This is a genomic window from Paraglaciecola arctica BSs20135, assembly GCF_000314995.1.
In the GTDB taxonomy this organism is placed as follows: Bacteria; Pseudomonadota; Gammaproteobacteria; order Enterobacterales; family Alteromonadaceae; genus Paraglaciecola; species Paraglaciecola arctica.
The window spans coordinates 60,745-84,670 of sequence record NZ_BAEO01000041.1 but is presented as its reverse complement, the minus strand read 5'-3'; the positions used below and the strand labels follow the sequence as shown (position 1 = coordinate 84,670).

Sequence of the window (23,926 nt, the reverse complement as noted above, 5' to 3'; positions counted from 1 at the left end):
AATGAGCGAATTAAAGCTTCCGATCTATCTGGATTATTCTTCAACTACACCAGTAGACGCACGAGTCGCAGCCAAAATGGCCGACTGCTTAACCAATGAAGGTGTATTCGGTAACCCCGCATCTCGTTCTCACAAATTTGGTTGGGTAGCAGAAGAAGCAGTAGATATTGCTCGTAATCAAATTGCAGATTTGGTTAATGCTGATCCAAGAGAAATTGTGTTTACTTCAGGAGCGACTGAATCCAATAACCTAGCGATTAAAGGCGCTGCGAATTTTTACGGTAAAAAAGGTAAACACCTTATTACTATTAAAACTGAGCATAAAGCGGTTTTAGATACTATGCGTCAGCTAGAGCGTGAAGGGTTTGAAGTGACTTATCTTGATCCTGAGCCAAATGGTTTGGTAGACCTAGATAAATTAGTTGCTGCTATTCGTCCAGATACTATTTTGATCAGTGTGATGCACGTTAATAATGAAATAGGGGTGATCCAAGATATTGCGTCTATTGGTGAAATGTGTCGTGAACGTAAAATTTTGTTCCATGTAGATGCAGCACAAAGTACAGGTAAAGTACCTATCGATTTACAAACTATGAAAGTAGATTTGATGTCATTTTCTGCCCATAAAACTTATGGCCCTAAAGGTATAGGTGCATTATATGTGTGTCGTAAACCACGGATCCGCTTAGAAGCACAAATGCACGGTGGCGGCCATGAACGTGGAATGCGTTCAGGTACTATGGCGACTCACCAAATTGTCGGTATGGGCGAAGCGTTTCGTATTGCCAAATTAGAAATGGGCGCTGAAAACGAACGTTTGATGATGTTACGTAATAAATTATGGAACGGCATAAAAGATATGGAAGCCGTTTATTTAAATGGCGATATGGAAAGTCGTATTGCAGGAAATTTAAACGTCAGTTTTGCTTACGTTGAAGGTGAGTCATTGATTATGGCTCTGAAAGATATGGCTGTGTCTTCTGGTTCAGCTTGTACTTCTGCCAGCCTTGAGCCTTCATATGTGCTTCGTGCATTAGGCTTGAATGACGAATTGGCTCACAGCTCAATCCGTTTCACTATGGGACGTTTTACCACAGAAGCTGAAATTGATTATGTAATTGGCGTGATACGTAACGCCATAGAAAAGTTACGAGACATGTCGCCACTTTGGGATATGTATAAAGAAGGCATAGATTTAAGCAAGGTAGAGTGGGCTCATCACTAAGGGGGTATCCCTTAGTCGCCCCTTAATTAGCGAATTAATATTCATGTGTTGCTGCATTTAATGTTTCAACACATAACCAAAAGGTAAAAGATCATGGCTTATAGCGAAAAAGTAATAGACCACTACGAAAATCCACGTAACGTTGGTGGATTTGACAAAAACGATCCTAGCATTGCAACCGGTATGGTTGGCGCGCCTGCTTGTGGTGACGTAATGAAGTTGCAACTCAAAATTGATGCAAATGGCATTATTGAAGACGCAAAATTTAAAACTTACGGTTGTGGTTCGGCTATAGCTTCAAGCTCATTAGTAACAGAATGGGTAAAAGGCAAGTCTATAGATGAAGCTACGGCTATCAGTAATATGGACATTGCTGAAGAGTTAGCTTTGCCACCAGTAAAAATTCACTGCTCTATTTTGGCTGAAGATGCCATTAAAGCAGCAGTTGCAGATTATAAAAGCCGTCAAACTAAGTAAATTAAAGTAGGAGTAGCCAGTGGCAATTACCGTATCCGACACCGCAGCACAACGTGCAAAAACCTTTCTTGAAAATAGAGGATCGGGTTTAGGGTTGCGTCTTGGTGTTAAAACCACTGGCTGTTCTGGTTTAGCTTATGTGCTTGAGTTTGTCGATAGTGTTAATGATGACGACCAACTATTTGAAGATAATGGTGTGAAAATTATTATCGACGGTAAAAGTTTGGTGTACTTAGATGGCACTCATTTGGATTTTGCCAAAGAAGGCTTAAATGAAGGTTTTCAATTTACCAACCCTAATGCTAATGGTGAGTGTGGTTGTGGTGAGAGCTTTAACGTTTAATGCAATATTTGTTAAACTCCAGCGCAGTTAAATCACAGCAAGTCTATTAAAAACAAATGAATTATTTCGAACTGTTTAATATTCCCGTGTCATTCGATGTGGACTTATCTGAGTTGCCAAAAACCTATCAGCAACTTCAGCGTTTAACTCATCCAGATAAATTTGCCAGCGGCAGTGACCAAGACAAGTTAGTGGCCATTCAAAAAAATGCCCAAGTTAATGACGCTTATTCGGTGCTTAAGTCGCCTTTATCCAGAGCCGAATACCTGTTAAGTCTGCGCGGAATTGATTTACAGCATGAACAACAAACCATCAAAGACACTGCTTTTTTGATGCAACAAATGGAATGGCGTGAAGAGTTAGCTGAAATAGCTGATCGAACCGATCCTTTGAGTGCCTTAGAGTCATTGGAAGATGAAATTAAACAAACGATTAAAAGTGATTTAACTAAGTTAAGACACTTACTTGAAAGTGATCAGGCAACGGACGAAAAAAGTGCGGCCGATGTTATTCGCCAACTTAAGTTTTCATATAAAATGTTGTCTGAAATTGAGCTAAAAGAAGATCTGTTAAGTGATTTATAACCTTATGCAAAGCAACCAAAAAGAAACGAATTAGACCATGGCATTTCTGCAAATATCTGAACCCGGTCAAAGCACCGTACCACATCAACGCAAATTAGCGGTTGGTATCGATTTAGGTACCACTAATTCATTAGTAGCATCTGTACGTAGTGGTGAAGCACTGACTTTACCCGACTCACAAGGTCGGCATTTATTGCCTTCAGTGGTCAGGTATTTAGCTGATTCAGTGGTGATTGGACAAGAAGCCAAACAACAGGCAAGTACTGACCCGTCTAACACTATTATTTCAGTAAAACGTTTTTTAGGTCGTTCGGTACAAGATATTAAAACGGCTTACCCTAATTTACCTTACCAATTTACTGACTCGTTATCACCAGTGATGGCAGTTGCTTCGGGTAATGTGAACCCAGTTCAGGTCTCGGCGCAAATATTAAAAGAACTAAAAAAACGTGCAGAGCAAACCTTAGGTGATGAATTACAAGGGGCAGTAGTCACAGTTCCTGCCTATTTTGATGATGCTCAGCGTCAAGGTACCAAAGACGCAGCAGAACTAGCGGGCTTAAAAATATTACGTTTACTCAACGAACCCACTGCAGCCGCTGTCGCTTATGGTTTGGATTCTGGCCAAGAAGGTATTATTGCCGTTTATGATTTGGGCGGTGGCACTTTTGATATTTCTATTTTGCGTTTGAGCAAAGGTGTATTCGAAGTACTTTCTACCGGCGGTGATTCTGCATTGGGTGGTGATGATTTTGATGCCTTGCTGGTGGAGTTTATTCGCCAAAGTAGTGAGTTAACTGGAGAGTTATCTAAAAGATTACATCGTGTTCTTTTAGATAAAGCTAAAGAAGCCAAAGAAGCGTTAAGTGAAGAGTCTGTATATACAGTTCAGTTTGAAGACGATACGGGTAAGCACCACTCGGTGGTGATCTCTATCGACAAATTTGAAAAACTGATTGCCCCTTTAGTTAAAAATACCTTGCGAGCCTGCCGACGAGCTCTAAAAGATGCCCAGCTAGAAAAAGATCAGGTGATTGAAGTGGTGATGGTAGGAGGTTCGACCCGCGTGCCTTTCGTTTGCCAGCAAGTAGGCGAGTTTTTCGAGCGCTCACCATTAACATCAATTGATCCTGATAAAGTGGTTTCCATAGGTGCAGCTATTCAAGCAGATATTTTGGTAGGTAATAAGCCTGATAGTGACATGCTGTTACTAGACGTATTGCCATTATCTTTGGGTATTGAAACTATGGGTGGCTTGACTGAAAAAGTTATCCAGCGCAATACCACTATCCCAGTGGCCAAAGCCCAAGAGTTTACCACCTTTAAAGATGGCCAAACTGCCATGATGGTACATGTGTTGCAGGGTGAACGTGAGTTGATTAAGGATTGTAGATCCTTGGCTAAATTCACATTAAAAGGCATTCCTCCCATGGCCGCCGGTGCTGCCCATATTCGGGTGACCTTTCAGGTAGATGCCGATGGTTTATTAAACGTTAGCGCTATGGAAAAGTCTTCAGGTGTTCAGGCTGAAATTCAAGTGAAACCTTCATATGGATTAGAAGACAGTGAAATTGCCGAGATGTTAAAAGCGTCGATGGATTATGCCGATGAAGATATGCAGGCAAGGATGTTGAAAGAACAACAAGTAGAAGCCTCCAGAGTTCAAGAAAACCTGCAGGCTGCAATGGATGCTGATGGCCAAGCCTTGCTTGAAACTGTTGAAAAACAAGCCATAGAAATGGCACTACTTAACCTAAGCGAAGTAGCTAAAGGTAATGATAAAGAAGCAATTAAAGCTGCTATCGAACAAGTAGATAAATTAAGCCAAGCCTTTGCTCAAAGACGCATGGATCAATCGATTAAAAGTGCTTTCTCTGGTCAATCGGTTGACCGTATATAAACTGAATATTAGGAACTTAACTATGCCACAAATTATTTTTTTACCTCATGAAGAGTTGTGCCCAGATGGTGCCGTTTTAGAAGGTGAAAAAGGTATCTCTGTACTAAATCTTGCTTTAAAAAACGGTATTGATATTGAACACGCCTGCGAAAAAGTATGTGCGTGCACCACTTGTCACATCATTGTCCGTGAAGGCTTTGATTCCCTAGAAGAAGGCGATGAGTTGGAAGAAGACATGTTAGACAAAGCATGGGGTCTAGAGCCCGATTCTAGACTAAGCTGCCAAGCTATTATCCAAGATGAAGACTTAGTGGTAGAAATTCCTAAGTACACAGTCAATATGGTGAGTGAAGGACATTAACTAAAACAAATAAATGTTTGTTTTGATATAGAGAACCAGCCACGGGCTGGTTTTTTATTGTCTACAAGTTACACTCTTTTGGTAACGATTTTACATTTAACTGTTTATACATACAGTTGTTGTGTTAGTCTAATACCCATAAGTAAACTAAAAGAGAGCAAATTATGGCCGTAATCACACGTTATGTTGTAGAACACAAAGGGGTGGAGAAGTTTGTGAGCGCAGATAAAAAAGAAGCCGATCAATACGATAAAATGCTTGATGTGGCGGATAACCTGAGTGAATACATCGAAGGCAAAGGCTTTAAAATTGAGGCCAAAGTATTAGAAGAGTTATCTATTATGTTATCAAAAAATAAAGACTCACTGGGCAAGTTATTAAAAGGCACCACGGCTGACGTGTTGTTGACTGAAGAAAAAGCTGATGTGGTAAAGATTGATAAGAAGAAAGCTTAAGTTAATTGCTGGCCTCTGTATTGACGTTGCGTTACTGAGGCTTATTTTTTTGTAAAAAGCGAACAGCACGCTTCGCATAATCATCCATGATGATTTTTGACGCGGTTCCCGCGCCGCGTCTATTGCACTTTACCTAAAGGCCAACTGAAGCTTTTCTATATTTATCCCGCAAATATGGTCTTCCTAGTACATTTAAATGCCTAATTACATAGATTTATAAAAGCGTGTTATCTTGGATTTCTGGCTAACGTGGTTGTTGTTTCATATTTGTTCTGCTAAAGAGTGAATAATCACTTCATGGAAGATAATTATATGTGTACCTATATAAAATCTATTGCAATCTTAATGTGTTTCATTTCGTCATCAATTTATGCTCAATCGACTTATTATCAGGGGGCTACCGTTATTGATGGTACCGATAATGAGCCAATTAAAAACGCTACCATTATTGTTACCGATGGCAAAATCAGCTGTGTTGGTAGCGCCAAAACCTGCCAAATTAGTGGACAAAAAAACGTTATTAATGTTGAGGGGCAATATATAACCCCTGGTTTGGTTGACGCACATGTTCATTTTAATCAAACCGGTTGGATTGATGGTCGCCCAGATGGTATTGCTGCGCCCGAAGTTTACCCTTATGAAAAAACGTCTATGGCTAACTTAGCCAACCCTGAACGTTGGTTGAAAAGTTATTTATGTTCAGGGATCACCTCTGTGTTTGATGTTGGCGGTCCATTTTGGACAACTCAATTGCATCAAAAGTTTGCTCATTCTAATGATGTTCCAAATATCAAAGCTGTTGGACCTTTAGTGACTTGGGTAACAGTAGACGCAATGCAATTGAATGATGAAGTTTACACTTTTTTGCCTATGGGCAGTATAGAAGAGGCGGTAGCCAGTGTTGATAAAGTTCGTCAAAGTGGCTCAGATACCGTAAAAGTATGGTTTTTAACACCCCCTGAGGATAAACGAGATGAATTAGATGCGCGCATGTATGCGATAGGCAAAGGCGTTAAAGACTCTGGCATGAAACTTATCGTGCATGCAACAACGCTTCGAGAAGCAAAAGTAGCCATAAAAGCAGGTGCAAAAATGTTAGTGCACAGTGTTGATGATAAACCGCTAGACCAAGAATTTTTAAACTTACTGGTAACCAATAAGGTTTATTACGTACCGACATTATTAGTCCATGGAGGCTGGACTAGAGGATATTCAAGTGTCGCTTTAAATCTACCATTACCTATTGACGATCCCAATGGCTGTGTTGACCAAGAAACTCTTGATAATATAACCACTCCCGAACGATTAAGCTCTGTAAAACCTGAGTGGCTTACTGGTGTATGGGCATTTGACCGTCTGCAATCTTCAGGTATGCAATTGTCGCAAATGAATGAAAACTTACTTAAAGTTCATAACGCCGGTGGCCTAATAGCAACAGGAACCGATGCAGGCAATCCCTTAACCCTTCATGGCCCCTCAATTTATGCTGAAATGGAAGCTATGCAAAATGCTGGCTTAGCTGCCAAAGATATCATCATATATTCGACCAAAAATGGTGCGGGTGCCATGGGGGGATCTTCCAAATTCGGTACCATAGAAGTAGGTAAAACAGCTGATTTTTTAGTTTTATCCGAAGATCCACTTAAAGATATACGCGCCTTTCGTAGCGTCAAACAAATTGTACGTGGTGGTAAATTGCATCAGCAATCAGATTTAGCGTATCGAAATATCGATTAGTCATGTAACTGAACTCTGATAAAAACTAACCAAGCGTACTATTTACAATTAGCAGTAGGTTTTTGCTTTTACGGAAAATTAAAAGGTAAACAATAATGAAAAAAATAAATTTATTAGTATTGATGTTAACACTTATGTTTAGCACTGTTTCCAATGCTGAGCAGGCAGTATTTAAACCCGTACAAGAATTGTTTTCAGCCATGTCTGCCGTTGATCATAAAAAAATGAGAACTGTAGTAACTGAAGATTTTCAGCTGCTAGAGGATGGAGAAGACTGGAGCTTAAATGATTTAATTAATGTAGTACAACGTTCTAAATACAGCAGACGTAATTATTTTAATATCATTAGAAGTGAAGTTATGGGGAATATGGCATGGGTAAGTTATTGGAACAAAGCCACCTTTCATATGGATGATAAACAAGGTGAAGTTGTATGGTTAGAAAGTGCGGTAATGATTAAGCAGGGAAATCAGTGGAAAATTAAAATGTTGCATTCAACCAAAATAAAAACCGAAGACCTTCCTGAAAATATAGTATTAACCGAATACACTCAATAATAATGGCCATTTAAAAGGCACTTTTTCTTGCCTTGCCAATGGCCGCTAACAAACCAAACATTTAATTGATGCTGCGTTTTTTGAATGCAGTGTTTTTTATGAATTTAATCGTTCATGCAATACATGGAGCAGTAAATAGCTCCTAAGCAACGGTCACCTTAAGTAAAAAAACACCAATCAAAACATTAATCCAAGGCCTCACTGAGTCGTTTTTTCAATAACACTTGTTCATCTTGCGTCAGTGGTTGGTCATGCTCGTTACTAATAATAAACAAATCTTCGGCTCGTTCACCAATGGTTGATATTTTTGCTTGGTGTAACTTGAAATTTAAGGCAATAAATTGTTCGCTGATATTAGCCAGCAGTCCAGGTGCATCTAATGCTTCAAGCTCAACCAAAGTGACATTGGTTTGGCTAGCATAAAATCTAACCTTAGTTGTCACATCCAATTGTTTCATTTGCCGAGACATTTTTCGTCTATTTACATGCTTCTCACCAGGTTTGTTTAACTGTGTTTCTACCGCCTCTCGTAGGCTATCTAAACGTGATGTAGAGGTGATCCTATCGCCGTTATGTTCAAAAATAATAAAACTATCAAACATATAGCCATCCTGTGTTCGCATCACTTGTGCGTCGTGGATGGAGCAATTTCGGCTGTCCAACACTGAGGCAATTTGAGCAAACATCATAGGTTTGTCTTTACCGTATACAATAAGCTCTGCACCCGATTTAGATGTATTAGCACTAGTGCCAACTAGCAAAAAGTCGTCGGTCATAGGGTGAGCAGCTAGGATCAGGTTGGCATGCCATGCGATTTGCGCCGGTTTGAAACGAGCAAAATAGTCATCACTTAAGCGTTGCCAAAACTGGGTTATTTGAGTCTCGTTCATGCCGTTATCGAGCATCGAGGCCAGTGCTTTGGCTTGATGTTCGCTAACTCGGTCTTGCAAGGCAACTTTACACTCCAAACCATTATCTAAGGCTTTTTGTGTGAGTAAATATAACTCTCTTAACAATGTGGCTTTCCAATCGTTCCAAAGATTGTCGTTGGTTGCCCTGATATCTGCCAAAGTTAATACATACAAGTGGTTTAAATTGTTGTGAGTACGTACTGATTGAGCAAACTCGTTGATTACTGTGGGATCGTAAATATCTCGTCTTTGGGCGATTACAGACATTAACAAATGACTTTCTACTAACCACCTAATCAGTTCTGTATCTTTGGCATTGATACCATGGTGACCACAAAATTCTTCTACATCCACTGCACCTAGCTTGGAATGGTCACCATTGCGGCCTTTGCCGATATCGTGATAAATCGCAGCAATATATAGCAGTTCTGGTTTATCAAGATTTTTTACTATATTGCCACAACGGGGAAATTCTTTGTTTTCTGGTTGCGCATAATGATAGATATTCTTTACTAGTCTATGAGTATGTTCGTCCACTGTATAGGCATGGAATAAATCAAATTGCATCATGCCTACTATGTTATCCCATTGTGGGATGTAGGCCTGTAAAACGCCATGTTTGTGCATAACATCCCAACCTAATGCGAAAAAGTTAGGGTGTTTGACTAATTGTAAAAATAGCTCACGGCATTTAGCTCGCTCTACATAATATTGATTACGAAATACTCTTCTTGCCAAGCGTAATTGTCGTAGACAACTTGAGTGTAAGTCTTGTATCTCAGGAGTGTCTGCGATCAGTAGAAGAAATTGTAAAATGGCTTCGGGAGATGTAAATACATTCTCATTAGTAGGGGCAATGTAGCCGTCGAGTAGTTCAAAATCGCCATTGATCTTGGTTTGTTGTTTAACCTTTAGACTTAATACGTCTTGGCTAAAACGCTGCATTAACATGTTGTTCAGTTCACTAATACGTCTGACCGTTCTGAAAAAAATCTTCATCATTTTTTCTACAGCCGTTTTCCCGTCGTTGCCGTAACCTAATCGTGCGGCTACATCAGTTTGATAGTCAAACAGCAAGCGGTTTTCGTTGCGCCCAGACACTATGTGTAAGGCAAACCTAATGCGCCAAAGGGTTTCACGACATTCTATTAATTCGTCAAATTCTTGTTGATTAAAGTAACCATGCTCTAATAAATCCTTACCATCCGTAGCGTTAAAATGTTTCTTTGCCACCCAGCCAATAGATTGGATATCACGCAGGCAACCAGGGCTTTCTTTCACGTTGGGCTCTAGGTTATAGGACTCATCTTTGAATTTTCTATGGCGTTGTTTTTGTTCTTGATATTTTGCTAGGAAAAAGTCTTTACTGCTCCAATATCCGCGAGAACTCAGTTTGTCTTGCAAGCCTTCAAAGGTTGCCTGACAGCCGTTTAATAAACGTGCTTCAACTAAGTTTGTTGCTATGGTGACGTCTTGTTTCGCCAGTTGAAACGTTTCTTTGATGGTGCGAACTGATTGCCCAACGTCGAGTCCAATATCCCATAACAGAGTAATAAACTGGCTAATTCGTTCTTGTTGTTCTTTCGATAATGACTTTTTACTCAGTAGTAATAAGTCAATATCAGAGTAAGGTTGTAGTTGCCCACGACCGTAACCACCTACAGCTACTAAGGCTAAATGTTGTTCGTTATGTAAACCCATTAGCTGCCAAATGTGCCTGAGCAACGCATCCACAAATGTCGCTCTTCCTACCACCAGACCTGTTACTTCTCCAGTACCTAATTCACTATCGAGCCACTCGAAGCTGTTGGCAACTATTGTTTTATAGGCCGCAATATTATCTGTACTGTTAATCAATTTTATTTGGCTAAGTAAGCTTTGTAGAGACAATGTAAATACCTTTAATGGAGTGGTGGCCTGATCCATAGATACAAATTACGTGGATCAAGGTTTATGACAAATAACTATTTATCGCTAGCAATATTTATTTATCATAAGGTTTGATTGATTTTGGCTAGCCCACTGTTGGGTTAATGGTTAATGATGCGGTCGATTTCTTCATCGTCTCGTAAGGTTAAAATTTCGACACCATTTGCCGTGACTAACAAGGTGTGTTCCCACTGGGCGCTTAAACTTCTGTCTTTGGTGACTACTGTCCATTTATCAGGTAATACTTTTGAATAACGTTTACCTGCATTGACCATAGGCTCAATAGTAAAACACATACCTTCTTCAAGGGTTTCGCCGGTGTTGGGTTTTCCATAATGCACTACTTGAGGCTCTTCATGAAAATTCGCCCCTATTCCATGGCCGCAATATTCACGGACAATTGTATAATTATGACTTTCAGCATATTGCTGAATAACATGACCAATATCACCTAGGCGAACACCTGGCTTGACCATTTTAATGCCTTTATACAAACACTCTTGTGTCACTCTGATTAGTCTCTCGGCCAATATAGAGGGTTTCCCAACTACAAACATTTTTGATGTATCGCCGTGATATCCATCTTTAATAACAGTTACATCAATATTAACTGAGTCACCATCTTTGAGTTGTTTGTCAGCTGGAATACCATGACAAATGACATGGTTAACTGAAGTACATATAGATTTCGGAAATGGCGGGCTACCGTAATTAAGAGGAGCTGGGATACACTTTTGCACGTTAACAATGTAGTCGTGACAAATCTGATCTAACTCATTAGTGGTTACGCCTTTTTTGACATATTCACCGATCATTTGTAAGACATCTGCGGCGAGACGTCCAGCGACACGCATTTTTTCTATTTCAGCTGAAGTTTTAATTGTGGCGGGCAATGCTTTATTCCTACTTAATACAATTCGTTTATTAGTTACTATTGTATCTTTTCGTGCTCTATCCCGCCAGAGCTGAATGATTTCTGCCAGAGACAAATGAAAATGCCTATTGAGTTTACTCGCTGTTCTCAACCGCTGTTGGTGTGAAGTTTCTACTTTTAACGTGTATTTTTTTCATATCACAACTGTTAGCACTAGATCGTTAATCCTTATATATATATAAATAGTCAATAGAAACAGTATGTTAGTGCTTTGGCACGATGCTGGCTTAGTTGAGTAGGAATAATAAATTTAACAGGAGTATGTATGGAAATTTTTCAAGCAATTCGAAAAGATCACGAAAAACAGAGATTATTAATGAAAATTTTGGTCGAAACGTCTGGTGAAACTGAAAATCGCAAAGAATATTTTTCAGAATTGAAGGATCAATTAAGCCAACATGCCGTAGCTGAAGAAAGGTGTTTTTATTCTCCTTTGATGGAATCAGACAAAACTATTGATGATTCTAGGCATGGAATAGCAGAACATCACGAGATTGAAGAGTTAGTGGAAAAACTAGAAGAGACGGATATGAGTTCATCGGCTTGGTTACATCATATGAAGTCGTTGCAAAAACTTGTTCTTCATCATTTAGCTGAAGAAGAAAATGAGTTTTTTAAGCACGCAGACAAAGTATTAGACAACAAACAAAAAGTTGAATTGGCCGATGATTATGAGAAAGAAATGCAACCCATATAGTTTGTAGCGCCGTTGTGAAAAATTCACAAACCATAGAATGAAACGGGGATAAACAATAGACGACGAATTATGTCGTTGAAATTTATAGCGACAATGTGATCGAGCGATAATGTGAGGTCATAACAAAAGCAGTTGATAGGAGATTAGATGCAAAATGTAAAGGTAAAAGCAGGCGATATATTCCCACAGATTCAAGTGGCAACAGAGGATGGACGACTTATTTCTTTGGTCGATGTTGAATCTCAGGTGGCAAAGGCAAGGCGGACCTTGGTTATTGTTTACAGAGGGCAACACTGCCCTATATGTTTAAACTACTTAAATGAATTAGAACTGTTTACTAGTCGTTTCGAGGCCTTAGATATTGATGTTGTGGCAGTATCTGCAGACAATAAATCACAGTTGCAGCAATTTAAGGTGAAAGGATTAAACACCAGCTTTCCGATCCTTCTTGAACTTCAAGTAGAGGATATGAAAAGACTGGGACTTTACATTTCAGAGCCCACGAGTGATTCTGAAACCGATCATCTTTTTGCAGAGCCAGGCTTATTTTTAGTTAATTCAAGTGGCGAAATGAGCATAGTTGAGATTGCAAACGCGCCTTTTATTCGCCCTAACATTGAGCAATTTGTTTCAGGAATGAAATATGTAATTGAGAATAACTACCCAATTCGTGGTACTCACGGATATTAGTTGTAAGGCGAGTCAATTGACTCGCCTTTATTTTTCTGTGTTCATTTTAAAAGTATCTAACAGACTTACCTTCCAAAATTAATCGAATTTGCGTGGATAACAAAAATCCATAACCGATGTTACAGTCAATTCTAGCTATACCGAGTATTTTCTGCGAATCGTTCAAAATTACACCCAGCTTGTTGATATTCAACCTATTTAGCTAGACTTTACTTGAATACAAACTGCCCCCATGCTATAAAGCGCACCGCTGAAATTAATGAGGGTGAGAGCCCCAAGTAATTATCGCGAAGTTGCTAAGTAAATTAGCTTAAATATCACACATACATCGACACATTTTTCGGGGTGTCTGCAAAGAATTATTCTGAGTGGATCGAGAACTGGGATGTATGGAGGCCTAACCCCATATTGAGGAATCTTTATAATGGCAAATGTATCTATGCGCGACATGCTTCAGGCAGGCGTACACTTTGGACACCAAACTCGTTACTGGAACCCAAAAATGAAACCTTTCATTTTCGGCTCACGTAATAAAGTTCATATCATCAATCTTGAAAAAACTGTTCCTATGTTCAACGAAGCACTTAACTTTGTTGGCGGCATAGCTTCTAAGAAAGGAAAAATCCTTTTTGTTGGAACTAAGCGAGCAGCTAGTGATGCAGTGAAAGACGCCGCAGACAAATGTGACCAATTCTATGTTAACAAACGCTGGTTAGGCGGTATGTTAACAAACTGGAAAACAGTTCGTCAGTCAATCAAACGTTTAAAAGAGCTTGAGCAACAAAGCCAAGACGGTACGTTTGAAAAATTGACCAAAAAAGAAGTGTTAATGCTTACTCGTGAAATGACTAAGCTTGAAACTAGTCTTGGTGGAATTAAAAACATGGGTGGTTTACCAGACGTGTTGTTCGTTGTTGATGCTGACCATGAACATATCGCTATCACTGAAGCTGGCAACTTAGGTATCCCAGTTGTTTCAATTGTTGATACTAACTCAAACCCAGATGGTGTTGATTATATCGTACCAGGTAACGATGATGCTATTCGTGCCGTTCAACTTTATTTGAACGCTGCAGCTGATGCTGTTATCGCGGGTCGTGATCAAAACCTAGAAGCGCAAGCTGAAAAAGGTGAGTTCGTAGAAGCTGCTGAGTAATCAGTCTAGCAAAAAACGACACTATTAGGTTACGAGTATCATTAGGTAGCGAGTATCTTGTTACCTATGCACGAATAAATTAAACAGGGGCCGTCGCCCCTGTTTTTAAATCTTTAATTTCATGTGATTTATTTAAATAAATCGAGCAAATTATTTTGATGAGGAAACGATAATGGCAGTGACTGCAGCCCTAGTTAAAGAATTGCGCGAGCGTACAGCCGCCGGTATGCTTGATTGTAAAAAAGCCTTGGTTGAAACCGATGGCGACATTGAGCTAGCAATTGAAAATATGCGTAAAAATGGTCAAGCGAAAGCCGCCAAAAAAGCAGGTCGTATTGCTGCTGAAGGTGTGATTTTGACTAAAGTTGCTAACGGTGTTGCAACTATGATGGAAGTGAATAGTGAAACTGATTTTGTTGCCCGCGATGATGGTTTTGTCAAGTTCGGTCAACAGTTAATTGAAGTCGCATTTGCGAATAAAATTAATGACATGGATACACTAAATAACACAGAAGTTGATGGCGTTAAAATCAGTGATTTACGTGACACTTTAGTTGCAAAAATTGGTGAAAATATCAGCCCACGTCGTGTTATCTCTGTTGAAGGTGACAACCTTGGTGCATACGTGCACAGCGCACGTATCGGCGTTATCGCTATTCTACAAGGTGGTGATGAAGAATTGGCTAAAGATATTGCTATGCATATTGCCGCTTCAAATCCACAATTTGTGAAGCCTGAACAAGTACCTGCTGAAGTGGTTGCTAAAGAAAAAGAAATTCAACTTGATATCGCACTTCAATCTGGTAAGCCAGCTGAAATAGCAGAAAAAATGGTTTCGGGTCGTATGAAAAAATTCACTGGCGAAATCAGCTTAACGGGTCAACCTTTTGTAAAAGATCCTTCTATGCTAGTTGCTGACTTGCTTAAATCAAAAGGTGCCGACGTGATTAACTTCGTGCGTTTTGAAGTAGGTGAAGGCATTGAGAAAAAAGAAGAAGACTTTGCTGCTGAAGTTGCTGCACAAATGGCAGCCGTTAAAAAATAAAAATGCCTTTTAAAGTTGTTTGGGTATAATACTGGCACCTCAAATTGAGGTGCTTTTTATTATATACCCATGTTAGCTCAAAATGACTGAAACGGGTATTTTGAATTGATATGGAATATATGCCTCTGTTGTTTTGAAACTGTGATGTCGAGACAACACAGGCATATGTAAAATTGGCTTACGGGCCCTTTATCATCGCCGCCTTTTTTCACTTTAAGGAAATACCAATCTATGAGTATCGCACCTAAGTCCGCTTATCGAAGAATATTGTTAAAACTAAGTGGTGAAGCGCTAATGGGGGATGAGGGCTTCGGCATCGATCCTAAAGTCTTAGAACGCATGGCTCAAGAAATTAAAGAAATAGTTGAGTTGGGTGTTGAAGTGGGTTTGGTTATTGGTGGTGGCAACCTTTTCCGCGGAGAAGGTTTGGCAAAGGCCGGTATGAATCGTGTGGTCGGTGACCATATGGGAATGTTGGCTACAGTTATGAACGGTCTTGCTATGCGTGATGCATTGCACCGGGCATTTGTTAACGCCCGTTTGATGTCTGCTATTCCATTAAATGGTGTGTGCGACAATTACAATTGGGCAGAAGCCATCAGTTTACTAAAATCTGGGCGCGTAGTGATTTTTTCTGCGGGTACCGGGAATCCGTTTTTTACCACTGACTCAGCGGCCTGTTTACGGGGCATTGAAATTGAGGCGGATGCGGTGTTAAAAGGCACCAAAGTAGATGGTGTATATGACGATGACCCAGCTAAAAACCCAGAAGCAAAATTGTTCAAAGTATTGTCTTATGCTGAAGTGCTAGACAAAGAATTAAAAGTAATGGATTTGGCAGCCTTTACCCTCGCTCGTGATCATAATGTTCCTATTCGTGTGTTTAATATGAATAAACCTGGCTGTATGAGAGCGGTTGTAATGGGTGAGGATGTAGGAACGTTGATCTGTCATCCTGAAGAAATAAAATAAAGTAGAAATAGGAAAACTATCGTGATTGACGAAATTAATGTTGATGCGCGTCAGCGCATGGAAAAAAGTATCAGTGTATTAAAGGGCCAGCTTTCAAAAATTCGTACCGGACGCGCCCATCCTAGTTTATTAGATAGCATTATGGTGCCTTATTATGGTACCGACACACCTCTTAAACAGTTAGCCAATATTATCGCCGAAGATTCGCGTACGTTAGCATTAACGGTGTTTGATAAAAGCTCTGCTAAAGCGGTTGAAAAGGCCATTATGCAATCAGACTTAGGACTTAATCCTATGAGTGCCGGTTCTGTCATGCGTATACCTATGCCTGCTTTGACAGAAGACCGTCGTAAAGATTTAATCCGTGTTGTGCGCGCTGAAGCTGAACAAGGCAAAGTGGCGATACGTAATATCCGTCGTGATGCAAATAGTGATATTAAAGAATTGCTGAAAGAAAAAGAAATCAGTGAAGATGATAGCCGTCGTGGCGAAGATGATGTGCAAAAATTAACTGATGCTTTTGTTAAAGAAGTTGACGAGATTTTAGTCGCAAAAGAAAAAGACTTGATGGAAGTGTGATTGAGTTATATCTGATAAATGATTTCATCTGAACAATTAGTCGACAAAACCATGCCACAGCATGTTGCTATCATTATGGATGGCAACGGACGCTGGGCTAAGAAAAAGGGCAAAATTCGCACCTTCGGCCATAAAGCTGGAGTTAAAGCCGTGAGAGCTTCAGTATCCTATGCCTTAAAAAACGGGGTGAAAGTCCTGACGTTATTTGCTTTTAGTAGTGAAAATTGGAACCGGCCAACTGAAGAGGTTGGGGTGCTAATGGAACTGTTTAAGATGGTACTTGGCAGTGAAGTTAAAAAACTGCATAAGAATAATGTTAGGCTTAATATTATAGGTGATACCAGTCGCTTCGATAGTAAGTTAGTGAGTAGGATCCACGAAGCTGAGACTCTGACTGAAAAAAACGACAGTTTGGTTTTGAATATTGCTGCTAACTATGGTGGTCGTTGGGATATAGTTAATGCGGCTAAAGAGCTAATTATGCAAGTGCAAGCTGGTCAACTGCTTGTAGCTGATATTAACGAAGATACATTTACACGTCACACCTGCGCAGCAGACTTACCCCCAGTGGATTTATTGATCCGCACTGGTGGTGAACAAAGAATTAGTAATTTTTTGTTATGGCAAATTGCGTATGCAGAACTGTATTTTTCAGACGTTTTTTGGCCAGATTTTGATGAAGTCGCCTTTCAAGTTGCAGTAGATGATTTTACTGAGCGGCAAAGACGTTTTGGTAAAATTTCAGAGCAGGTAAGTTAATGATGCACCTAATCAGAAATAATAAATTAAAGAGGCGATTGTGTTAAAACAACGTATTATCACTGCGCTTATTCTTGCCCCTTTGGCATTGTTTGCCATTTTATATTTACCGCTATTTAGCTTTCAAATAATGATCGCAGTAGTGATGGGATTAGGTGCTTGGGAATGGTCAAGCATGTCTGGTATGACTCGGACTTATACCAAAAGCGCCTATGCTGCTCTTGTCGTTGCAATTTGTCTAATACTGTCAATCATGTTGCCTACAGATTTGATTTGGTATCAAGGTCAGTTGAATAGCTTATATACTTATATTCTTTCTGTGGCCGCCATATGGTGGGTAGTGTCACTGGCGATGATTATTGCCTATCCTAATTACACTTCTGTGTGGTACACCAGCAAAATACTCCGCGGGATATTCGGTTTTTTAACACTCATCCCTACTTGGGTGGCAGTTGTCACGCTTCGAACAAGTTTATTTGATATAGATCCATACTACGGTGCATCCCTTATTTTTTATGTGCTGGGCATTGTTTGGGCTGCCGATATAGGTGCGTTTTTTGTTGGGGTGAAATTTGGTAAACACAAATTACGTCCTGAAGTTTCACCTGGTAAAACGCTTGAAGGTTTGATGGGTGGGGTTTTTGCCTCTTCTGCCATTATTGCTTTTGCGGCCTTGCATTATCAAGTTGATCCATCGCGTATCTGGTTGCACATATTAGTAGGTGCTTTAACTGTAGGTGTGTCTGCATTAGGTGATTTAAATGAAAGTATGTTTAAACGCTGTGCGGGCATAAAAGATAGCGGAACCTTACTGCCTGGGCATGGCGGTATTATGGATAGAATTGACAGCTTAACCGCGGCCTTCCCTGTTTTTGCATTTTGTTATGTCATGTGGATGGCGTAATGCAAGCCGCAATACAAAAAACACAAAAAGCGCAAAAAGTGCAAAAAATTAGCATTTTAGGTGCAACAGGTTCGATTGGTAAAAGCACTATAGACGTAATAACTAGGCATCCTGAATTATTTAGTGTGTTTGCGTTAACGGCTAACAACAATATAGAGTTGTTATTGCAGCAAGCCCAATTATGTTCCCCTGAATATGTGGTGATTGCCGATCCTACACAATTTAAACAAGCTAAAAAAATATTCTCAGAGCAGCAACTCAGATGCGAAGTATTAGCCGGACATGAGGCCTTAGTACAAGTAGCTAGTGCCCCAGAGGTAGATGTGGTGATGGCGGCAATAGTGGGTGCAGCGGGATTGTTGCCTACTTTAGCGGCGGTAAAAGCTGGTAAAAAGGTACTCTTGGCGAACAAAGAATCCTTAGTCATGTCTGGTGATTTATTTATTCAAGCTGCGAATCAGTATAACGCTCAAGTGCTGCCAATAGACAGTGAACACAATGCTATTTTTCAATGTTTACCCACTGATTTTAAATATGGAGATTTGTGTTCTTCAGGGATCAGCAAAATTCTTTTGACTGGTTCAGGTGGACCATTTTTAAACACCGCTCTGAATGAATTACATCATGTCACGCCAGACCAAGCCTGTGCCCATCCAAACTGGGATATGGGCCGTAAAATATCAGTTGATTCAGCAACTATGATGAACAAAGGCTTAGAATTTATTGAAGCTAGGTGGTTATTTGGGCTTGAAGCAGCTGATATTGAAGTTGTGTTACACCCGCAAAGTATTATTCATTCTATGGTGCAATATCTTGATGGTTCAGTGTTGGCGCAAATGGGTAACCCCGACATGCGCACACCTATCGCTCATGCCTTGGCCTTTCCTGAAAGAATCGAATCCGGTGTCTCTCCTTTAGATTTTAAACAATTGGCAAATTTTAGTTTTACTGAGCCTGAAGTTGACCGTTATCCCAATCTGGTACTTGCCATGCAAGCAAGTGACGCCGGGCAATACGCTACAACTACACTTAATGCAGCAAACGAAGTAGCAGTGCAAGCATTTTTACAGGGCCAAATTGGTTTTATGCAAATTGCACAAGTGAATGACGAATGTTTGCAGCAAACATCGGCGCACAAACTAGGCACTATTGAAGCGATACTTGAAAGTGATAAATCTGCTCGTAGGCTAAGCATGAGTATTATTGATAAGCTGAGTCAGCCTTCTTTGCAGAAGGTCGGCTCATGAGTTTTCTTATTAGTGTTGTTTCTTTTATTGTTGCATTAGGTATTTTAGTTGCGGTACATGAATGGGGCCACTTTTGGGTTGCTCGCAGATGTGGAGTTAAAGTCGAGCGATTTTCTATTGGTTTTGGCAAAGCTTTATGGCGCAGAACCGATAAGCTCGGCACTGAATATGTCATAGCGGCTATTCCACTGGGTGGCTATGTAAAAATGCTCGATGAGAGAGTCGACGAAGTTTCTGAGCAAGACTTGCCTTATGCGTTTAATCGACAACATGTGTTAAAACGTATTGCTATTATTGCTGCAGGGCCTGGGGTGAATTTTCTGTTCGCGATTTTTGCGTTATTTGTCATGTATTCAATCGGTTTACAAACTATTAAGCCATTAGTTGGTAGTATTGAACCTGATAGTATTTTTAGCCAAAGCCAGATACCGAAAAACGCTATTTTGACACAAGTAGGCTCACGTAAAGTGGTCGACTGGGAAGATGTGGCTTATGAGTTGATGTCGTTTATTGGCCATGATGAGATGCTTGTTAAATGGACAGACGAAAAAAATACCTATGAACGATCAGCCACAATTAACATAAGCCAATGGAAATTTGATCCAGATAAAACCTCAGTTTTTGCGAGTTTGGGACTCATCCCGTATCGTCCGAAAGTGCTTAATGTATTGGGCTCCGTAGAAGAAGGCTCCGCAGCGCAGCGTATTGGGTTTCAGACAAATGACAAAATTGTCAGTATAGATGGAACTAGTATGCAAAATTGGGAACAAATAGTGGGTTATGTTTCTACAAGACCCAATCAGTCAGTTGAAGTTGATGTGCTTAGAAATGAGCAGATTATTAATTTAAATGGCACCATTGGTAGTAAGACTGAAGGACAAAAAACAAAGGGATATATGGGGTTTACTCCTACCCTTGAACCTTGGCCTGAGGGTGTGGTGTTTGTTCATCAATATGGATTAGTAAAAGCTATTTCCAAGGCAATGGACAAAACATGGCGATTGATGACTCTAAGTATTGAGATGCTTGGTAAATTGATTACAGGTGATGTATCGGTGAAAAACTTGAGTGGTCCTATTGCGATTGCTCAAGGTGCTGGTACAAGTGCAAGCTTAGGTTTAGTGTATTTTTTAGGCTTTTTAGCGTTAATTAGCGTTAATTTGGGCATAATTAACCTTTTACCTCTGCCTGTGCTTGATGGTGGGCACTTACTCTATTACTTTATAGAGCTTTTAAGTGGGCGGCCTGTTCCAGAATCAGTGCAAGAAGTAGGATTTAAAATTGGTGGTGTTTTGCTACTGCTATTAATGAGTATCGCGATAGTAAATGATATTGCGCGTTTATAATTTTTATCAGTCGATGTGACTATGACATCACATATATTGTGCGTTTAGGAAGAATATTAATAAATGAAGTTTAAACAGTTAGTTGTTGCAGGATTGATTTTATCCATTGCTAGCTTCGCAAAAGCAGCCCCAAGCAGTGATTTTGTCGTTCGTGATATCAAAGTTGAAGGTCTGCAGCGCGTTGCCTTGGGAGCGGCTTTGACTTATTTGCCTGTTACTGTCGGCGATGAGATGAATAGCTTTCGGATTTCACAGCTTATTCGGTCAATGTATTCCTCCACTCACTTTGAAAATATTAAAATATTTCGTGATGGCAATACACTTCTGGTAAGGGTCACTGAAAGACCAACTATCAGTAATATTGTTTTTGAAGATAATGACGATATTAAAGATGAGCAGTTACAAGAAAGTCTAAATGACGCCAATATTATAGTTGGGGAGCCGTTAGATAAAACCGTGCTGACTTCTATTGAAAATGGCTTAAAAGACTTTTTTTATAGCATAGGTAAGTATAATGCCGACGTTACCGCAATTATTACTCCTCTACCTAGAAATCGGGTTGATGTTAAATTGTTATTCGAAGAAGGTGACTCAGCTAAAATTCAACAAATTAACGTAGTTGGAAATGACACCTATAGTGATTTTGAGTTGTTAGAACAAGTTGAATTAAAATTTGATACACCTTGGTGGGACTTTTTATCAGAAACCCGCTATCAAAAACAAACCTTGACGGGTGATATGGAAACTATTACTAGCTATTACAAAGACCGTGGCTATTTACGTTTTAATATCGATTCTACCCAAGTGTCTATGACACCTGATAAATCGGGTATATATATCACTTTAAACGTTGCAGAGGGTGAAAAATATACTATCTCTGAAGTAGAGCTTATTGGTGACTTGTTGGGGTACGAAGACTATATCAAACTGGTGCTTCCATTGACCAAAGGCGAGTTGTATAACCAATCTACAGTCACTTACACCGAAGAATTTATTAGTAAGTACTTAGGCCGTTATGGCTATGCTTATCCTACTGTCACCACTATTCCTGATATCAACGAAGAAGACAAAACAGTGAAGTTAGTCTTGTCGGTTGATCCTGGTAAACGTATCTATGTTAGACGGATTAATTTTGCTGGAAATATTGGTACGGCTGATGAAGTGCTTCGCCAATCTGTGTCTCAAATGGAAGGGTCATGGTTATCTAATGCTACGTTAGAACAATCTAAAAATAGTCTTTCTCGTTTAACTTATATGGAAAATGTAGACTTTGAAACGGTTCGTCTGCCAGGCGAAGAAGATAAAGTCGATGTGAATTTCACTGTTAAGGAGCAGCCTTCTGGTGCCTTTAATGCTGGTATAGGTTATGGCGATCGCACTAAGCTAAGTTTACAAGCTGGAATTCAGCAAGATAACTTTTTGGGTACAGGTAAACGTATTGCCTTTAATGTGAGTACTGTTTCATATCAAAAGAGTGTGCAGTTATCTTATACCGACCCTTATTTCACCATAGATGGCATCAGCTTAGGTGGTTCAGTATCTTATAGTGAATTTGACGGTAGTTCGGCTAACCTCATTCAATACAATAGTAAGCAGTTTTCGATTGGCAGTAATATTGGTTACCCCATAGATCAATTTAATCGAATTAATTTTGGTTTAACTTACAGCACTGTAGAACTATTCCAGAATCAACCTTATGTACAAACCACCCGTTTTAATAACCAGTTTGTTGATGAGAATAATCCAGATGCTGCGATTAACTATGATAGCTTCTTGGCTTCTGTTGCTTGGTCACGCTCTACGCTTAACCGCGGTGTGTTCCCAACTGCAGGTTCATCACAGCGCGCATCATTTGGTATCACTACACCTAACTCAGACGTGAACTACTTCAAGACTGAGATAGACGGCAAGTGGTATTTCCCCTTGTCGCGTAATCAGCGCTGGTCTTTCTTAGCTAGGTTAAAAATGGGTTATGGTAATGGTTATAGTGATGCAGATGGTCTTGACCAAATATTGCCTTTCACACAACATTTTACCGCAGGTGGTTCAGATTCTCTTAGAGGCTTTGAAAACAATACTGTAGGGCCTCGTGGTTTGCAGGTGACGCCATCATTAGTGGTTACTGATCCCAATGGCATCCCGGTTTTAGGGAATAATGCTAACGATTCAATTTCAATCTCTACGCGCTCATTAGGTGGTAACGCGATGATCCTAGGTGGAGTTGAGTTAATTGTACCTACACCTTTTGTTGATGTTGATTTTGATAACTCTGTACGAACCAGTTTATTTATCGATGCCGGTAATGTATGGGACACTGAGTTTGATTTTAACCGCTATAAAGACTTGAATGTGAATAACACCTACAGTAATGATGCATTAATTGATTATAGTGACCCTTCTCTCTATAGAGCATCGGGTGGAGTTTCTGTACAATGGTTATCACCAATGGGACCAATGGTGTTTAGTTTCTCTAGAGTTATACAAGACAGAGAAGGTGATGATTCTAAATTTTTCACTTTCAACATTGGTCAAACATTTTAATTTTTGGTTGGTAAAAACCAGCCTTAGAACAATAAGAATTAGGAGTTCCTTTTGAAAAAGTTTACTAAAAGTTTAATTGCAGGTGCATTATTAACTACTGCTATGGCTAGTTCAGCGGTATTTGCGGAACAAAAAATTGGTGCTGTGAATGTACAGGGTATTTTTCAGGCTATGCCTCAAGCTGCGAGTATTCAAGAGACCATCGCTGCAGAATATAAAGATAAAACTGAAGAAGTCAGCCGTTTAGAAAAAGATATCAAATATTATCTTGAAAAAAATCAGCGTGATGCTGCCACTATGAGCACCAAAGAAAAAACTGAACTTGAAGGAAAAATTCTCGCTTTACGTGACGAATACACATCCAAAGCTCAACCGTTACAACAAGAAATTCAAAATCGTTTAAAAGAAGAACAAAACAAATTGTTAGGTTTGATTAAACAAGGTATCGATGTCGTAGCGGCAAAAGAAAAATACGATGTCATATTAAATGCCAATGCAGTGGCTTTTATTAATCCAGACAGTGACATTTCTAAACTGGTTCTTGAGCAAATTGCTAAAACCAAATAAATTGCTTTAG

The 23,926-nt window shown here is 39.7% G+C and carries 23 protein-coding genes; 21 read left to right on the top strand and 2 right to left on the bottom strand.

All coding sequences use genetic code 11. The features are described from left to right. Position 1 precedes the first annotated feature (1 nt). From GARC_RS14145 to GARC_RS14105, 9 genes are all read left to right on the top strand, one after another. A complete protein-coding gene (locus GARC_RS14145) occupies positions 2 to 1,225 on the top strand; it encodes an IscS subfamily cysteine desulfurase (protein WP_007621267.1) in 1,224 nt (407 codons plus the stop codon). 93 nt (positions 1,226 to 1,318) lie between these two features. Next, entirely contained in the window at positions 1,319 to 1,702 is a 384-nt protein-coding gene (gene iscU, locus GARC_RS14140; protein WP_007621265.1) for a Fe-S cluster assembly scaffold IscU, read from the top strand. Positions 1,703 to 1,721: 19 nt separating this feature from the next. Further along, positions 1,722 to 2,045, top strand: coding sequence for an iron-sulfur cluster assembly protein IscA (gene iscA, locus GARC_RS14135; protein ID WP_007621263.1), 324 nt, complete (start codon positions 1,722 to 1,724; stop codon positions 2,043 to 2,045). Positions 2,046 to 2,101: 56 nt separating this feature from the next. Continuing rightward, a complete protein-coding gene (hscB, locus tag GARC_RS14130) occupies positions 2,102 to 2,629 on the top strand; it encodes a co-chaperone HscB (RefSeq protein ID WP_007621262.1) in 528 nt (175 codons plus the stop codon). A gap of 37 nt (positions 2,630 to 2,666) precedes the next feature. Further along, entirely contained in the window at positions 2,667 to 4,529 is a 1,863-nt protein-coding gene (gene hscA, locus GARC_RS14125) for a Fe-S protein assembly chaperone HscA (RefSeq protein WP_007621261.1), read from the top strand. A 22-nt stretch (positions 4,530 to 4,551) separates the two neighbouring features. Then, complete coding sequence (gene fdx / locus GARC_RS14120; RefSeq protein ID WP_007621260.1) at positions 4,552 to 4,890, top strand: ISC system 2Fe-2S type ferredoxin; 339 nt, start codon at positions 4,552 to 4,554, stop codon at positions 4,888 to 4,890. 164 nt (positions 4,891 to 5,054) lie between these two features. Further along, complete coding sequence (locus GARC_RS14115; RefSeq protein ID WP_007621259.1) at positions 5,055 to 5,345, top strand: YebG family protein; 291 nt, start codon at positions 5,055 to 5,057, stop codon at positions 5,343 to 5,345. A gap of 297 nt (positions 5,346 to 5,642) precedes the next feature. Continuing rightward, positions 5,643 to 7,082 (top strand): amidohydrolase family protein, encoded by a 1,440-nt coding sequence (locus GARC_RS14110; protein WP_039989675.1) that lies wholly within the window; start codon positions 5,643 to 5,645, stop codon positions 7,080 to 7,082. A gap of 95 nt (positions 7,083 to 7,177) precedes the next feature. Beyond that, the gene (locus tag GARC_RS14105) at positions 7,178 to 7,639 is read left to right on the top strand and encodes a nuclear transport factor 2 family protein (protein ID WP_007621254.1); all 462 of its coding nucleotides are present in this window, start codon (positions 7,178 to 7,180) and stop codon (positions 7,637 to 7,639) included. Positions 7,640 to 7,824: 185 nt separating this feature from the next. On the opposite strand, the gene glnD is transcribed toward GARC_RS14105, so the two are convergent. Next, positions 7,825 to 10,440 carry a [protein-PII] uridylyltransferase gene (glnD, locus tag GARC_RS14100; protein ID WP_007621251.1) on the bottom strand — a complete coding sequence of 872 codons (2,616 nt, stop codon included), beginning with the start codon at positions 10,438 to 10,440 and terminating at the stop codon, positions 7,825 to 7,827. A gap of 140 nt (positions 10,441 to 10,580) precedes the next feature. Further along, a complete protein-coding gene (gene map / locus GARC_RS14095; protein WP_007621246.1) occupies positions 10,581 to 11,372 on the bottom strand; it encodes a type I methionyl aminopeptidase in 792 nt (263 codons plus the stop codon). A 306-nt stretch (positions 11,373 to 11,678) separates the two neighbouring features. Between map and GARC_RS14090 the strand changes: the two genes are divergently transcribed. The 12 genes from GARC_RS14090 (at position 11,679) to GARC_RS14035 (ending at position 23,916) form a co-directional block, all read left to right on the top strand. Next, positions 11,679 to 12,110 carry a hemerythrin domain-containing protein gene (locus GARC_RS14090; RefSeq protein ID WP_007621244.1) on the top strand — a complete coding sequence of 144 codons (432 nt, stop codon included), beginning with the start codon at positions 11,679 to 11,681 and terminating at the stop codon, positions 12,108 to 12,110. A 147-nt stretch (positions 12,111 to 12,257) separates the two neighbouring features. After that, positions 12,258 to 12,800, top strand: a complete 543-nt coding sequence (locus GARC_RS14085) for a redoxin domain-containing protein (protein WP_007621242.1) — start codon at positions 12,258 to 12,260, stop codon at positions 12,798 to 12,800. A 424-nt stretch (positions 12,801 to 13,224) separates the two neighbouring features. Next, positions 13,225 to 13,956 carry a 30S ribosomal protein S2 gene (gene rpsB / locus GARC_RS14080; RefSeq protein ID WP_007621239.1) on the top strand — a complete coding sequence of 244 codons (732 nt, stop codon included), beginning with the start codon at positions 13,225 to 13,227 and terminating at the stop codon, positions 13,954 to 13,956. Positions 13,957 to 14,128: 172 nt separating this feature from the next. After that, the gene (gene tsf / locus GARC_RS14075) at positions 14,129 to 15,001 is read left to right on the top strand and encodes a translation elongation factor Ts (protein WP_007621237.1); all 873 of its coding nucleotides are present in this window, start codon (positions 14,129 to 14,131) and stop codon (positions 14,999 to 15,001) included. A gap of 231 nt (positions 15,002 to 15,232) precedes the next feature. Continuing rightward, positions 15,233 to 15,973, top strand: coding sequence for a UMP kinase (gene pyrH, locus GARC_RS14070; protein ID WP_007621235.1), 741 nt, complete (start codon positions 15,233 to 15,235; stop codon positions 15,971 to 15,973). A gap of 21 nt (positions 15,974 to 15,994) precedes the next feature. Further along, entirely contained in the window at positions 15,995 to 16,552 is a 558-nt protein-coding gene (frr, locus tag GARC_RS14065; RefSeq protein ID WP_007621233.1) for a ribosome recycling factor, read from the top strand. 18 nt (positions 16,553 to 16,570) lie between these two features. Beyond that, positions 16,571 to 17,311 (top strand): polyprenyl diphosphate synthase, encoded by a 741-nt coding sequence (gene uppS, locus GARC_RS14060; protein ID WP_007621231.1) that lies wholly within the window; start codon positions 16,571 to 16,573, stop codon positions 17,309 to 17,311. A gap of 40 nt (positions 17,312 to 17,351) precedes the next feature. Further along, positions 17,352 to 18,215 (top strand): phosphatidate cytidylyltransferase, encoded by an 864-nt coding sequence (locus GARC_RS14055; RefSeq protein WP_007621229.1) that lies wholly within the window; start codon positions 17,352 to 17,354, stop codon positions 18,213 to 18,215. Between the two features lie 38 nt (positions 18,216 to 18,253). Then, the gene (gene ispC / locus GARC_RS14050; protein WP_039989689.1) at positions 18,254 to 19,462 is read left to right on the top strand and encodes a 1-deoxy-D-xylulose-5-phosphate reductoisomerase; all 1,209 of its coding nucleotides are present in this window, start codon (positions 18,254 to 18,256) and stop codon (positions 19,460 to 19,462) included. Continuing rightward, positions 19,459 to 20,808: a sigma E protease regulator RseP gene (gene rseP / locus GARC_RS14045; RefSeq protein ID WP_007621219.1), complete on the top strand. Its 1,350-nt coding sequence runs from the start codon at positions 19,459 to 19,461 to the stop codon at positions 20,806 to 20,808. Before ispC ends, rseP begins: the two co-directional genes overlap by 4 nt. Before the next feature lie 63 nt (positions 20,809 to 20,871). After that, positions 20,872 to 23,349 (top strand): outer membrane protein assembly factor BamA, encoded by a 2,478-nt coding sequence (gene bamA / locus GARC_RS14040; protein ID WP_007621217.1) that lies wholly within the window; start codon positions 20,872 to 20,874, stop codon positions 23,347 to 23,349. 51 nt (positions 23,350 to 23,400) lie between these two features. Beyond that, positions 23,401 to 23,916, top strand: a complete 516-nt coding sequence (locus GARC_RS14035; RefSeq protein WP_007621216.1) for an OmpH family outer membrane protein — start codon at positions 23,401 to 23,403, stop codon at positions 23,914 to 23,916. Positions 23,917 to 23,926: the final 10 nt, after the last annotated feature.

What these genes read in the sequence shown, in the direction of transcription:
- pyrH (WP_007621235.1), top strand. Translation starts at nt 15,233, where the DNA reads ATGAGTATCGCACCTAAGTCCGCTTATCGAAGAATATTGTTAAAACTA.
- GARC_RS14145 (WP_007621267.1), top strand. Translation starts at nt 2, where the DNA reads ATGAGCGAATTAAAGCTTCCGATCTATCTGGATTATTCTTCAACTACA.
- GARC_RS14115 (WP_007621259.1), top strand. Translation starts at nt 5,055, where the DNA reads ATGGCCGTAATCACACGTTATGTTGTAGAACACAAAGGGGTGGAGAAG.
- GARC_RS14085 (WP_007621242.1), top strand. Translation starts at nt 12,258, where the DNA reads ATGCAAAATGTAAAGGTAAAAGCAGGCGATATATTCCCACAGATTCAA.
- hscA (WP_007621261.1), top strand. Translation starts at nt 2,667, where the DNA reads ATGGCATTTCTGCAAATATCTGAACCCGGTCAAAGCACCGTACCACAT.
- rpsB (WP_007621239.1), top strand. Translation starts at nt 13,225, where the DNA reads ATGGCAAATGTATCTATGCGCGACATGCTTCAGGCAGGCGTACACTTT.
- iscU (WP_007621265.1), top strand. Translation starts at nt 1,319, where the DNA reads ATGGCTTATAGCGAAAAAGTAATAGACCACTACGAAAATCCACGTAAC.
- GARC_RS14105 (WP_007621254.1), top strand. Translation starts at nt 7,178, where the DNA reads ATGAAAAAAATAAATTTATTAGTATTGATGTTAACACTTATGTTTAGC.
- tsf (WP_007621237.1), top strand. Translation starts at nt 14,129, where the DNA reads ATGGCAGTGACTGCAGCCCTAGTTAAAGAATTGCGCGAGCGTACAGCC.
- hscB (WP_007621262.1), top strand. Translation starts at nt 2,102, where the DNA reads ATGAATTATTTCGAACTGTTTAATATTCCCGTGTCATTCGATGTGGAC.
- uppS (WP_007621231.1), top strand. Translation starts at nt 16,571, where the DNA reads ATGATTTCATCTGAACAATTAGTCGACAAAACCATGCCACAGCATGTT.
- GARC_RS14090 (WP_007621244.1), top strand. Translation starts at nt 11,679, where the DNA reads ATGGAAATTTTTCAAGCAATTCGAAAAGATCACGAAAAACAGAGATTA.
- rseP (WP_007621219.1), top strand. Translation starts at nt 19,459, where the DNA reads ATGAGTTTTCTTATTAGTGTTGTTTCTTTTATTGTTGCATTAGGTATT.
- fdx (WP_007621260.1), top strand. Translation starts at nt 4,552, where the DNA reads ATGCCACAAATTATTTTTTTACCTCATGAAGAGTTGTGCCCAGATGGT.
- bamA (WP_007621217.1), top strand. Translation starts at nt 20,872, where the DNA reads ATGAAGTTTAAACAGTTAGTTGTTGCAGGATTGATTTTATCCATTGCT.
- GARC_RS14110 (WP_039989675.1), top strand. Translation starts at nt 5,643, where the DNA reads ATGGAAGATAATTATATGTGTACCTATATAAAATCTATTGCAATCTTA.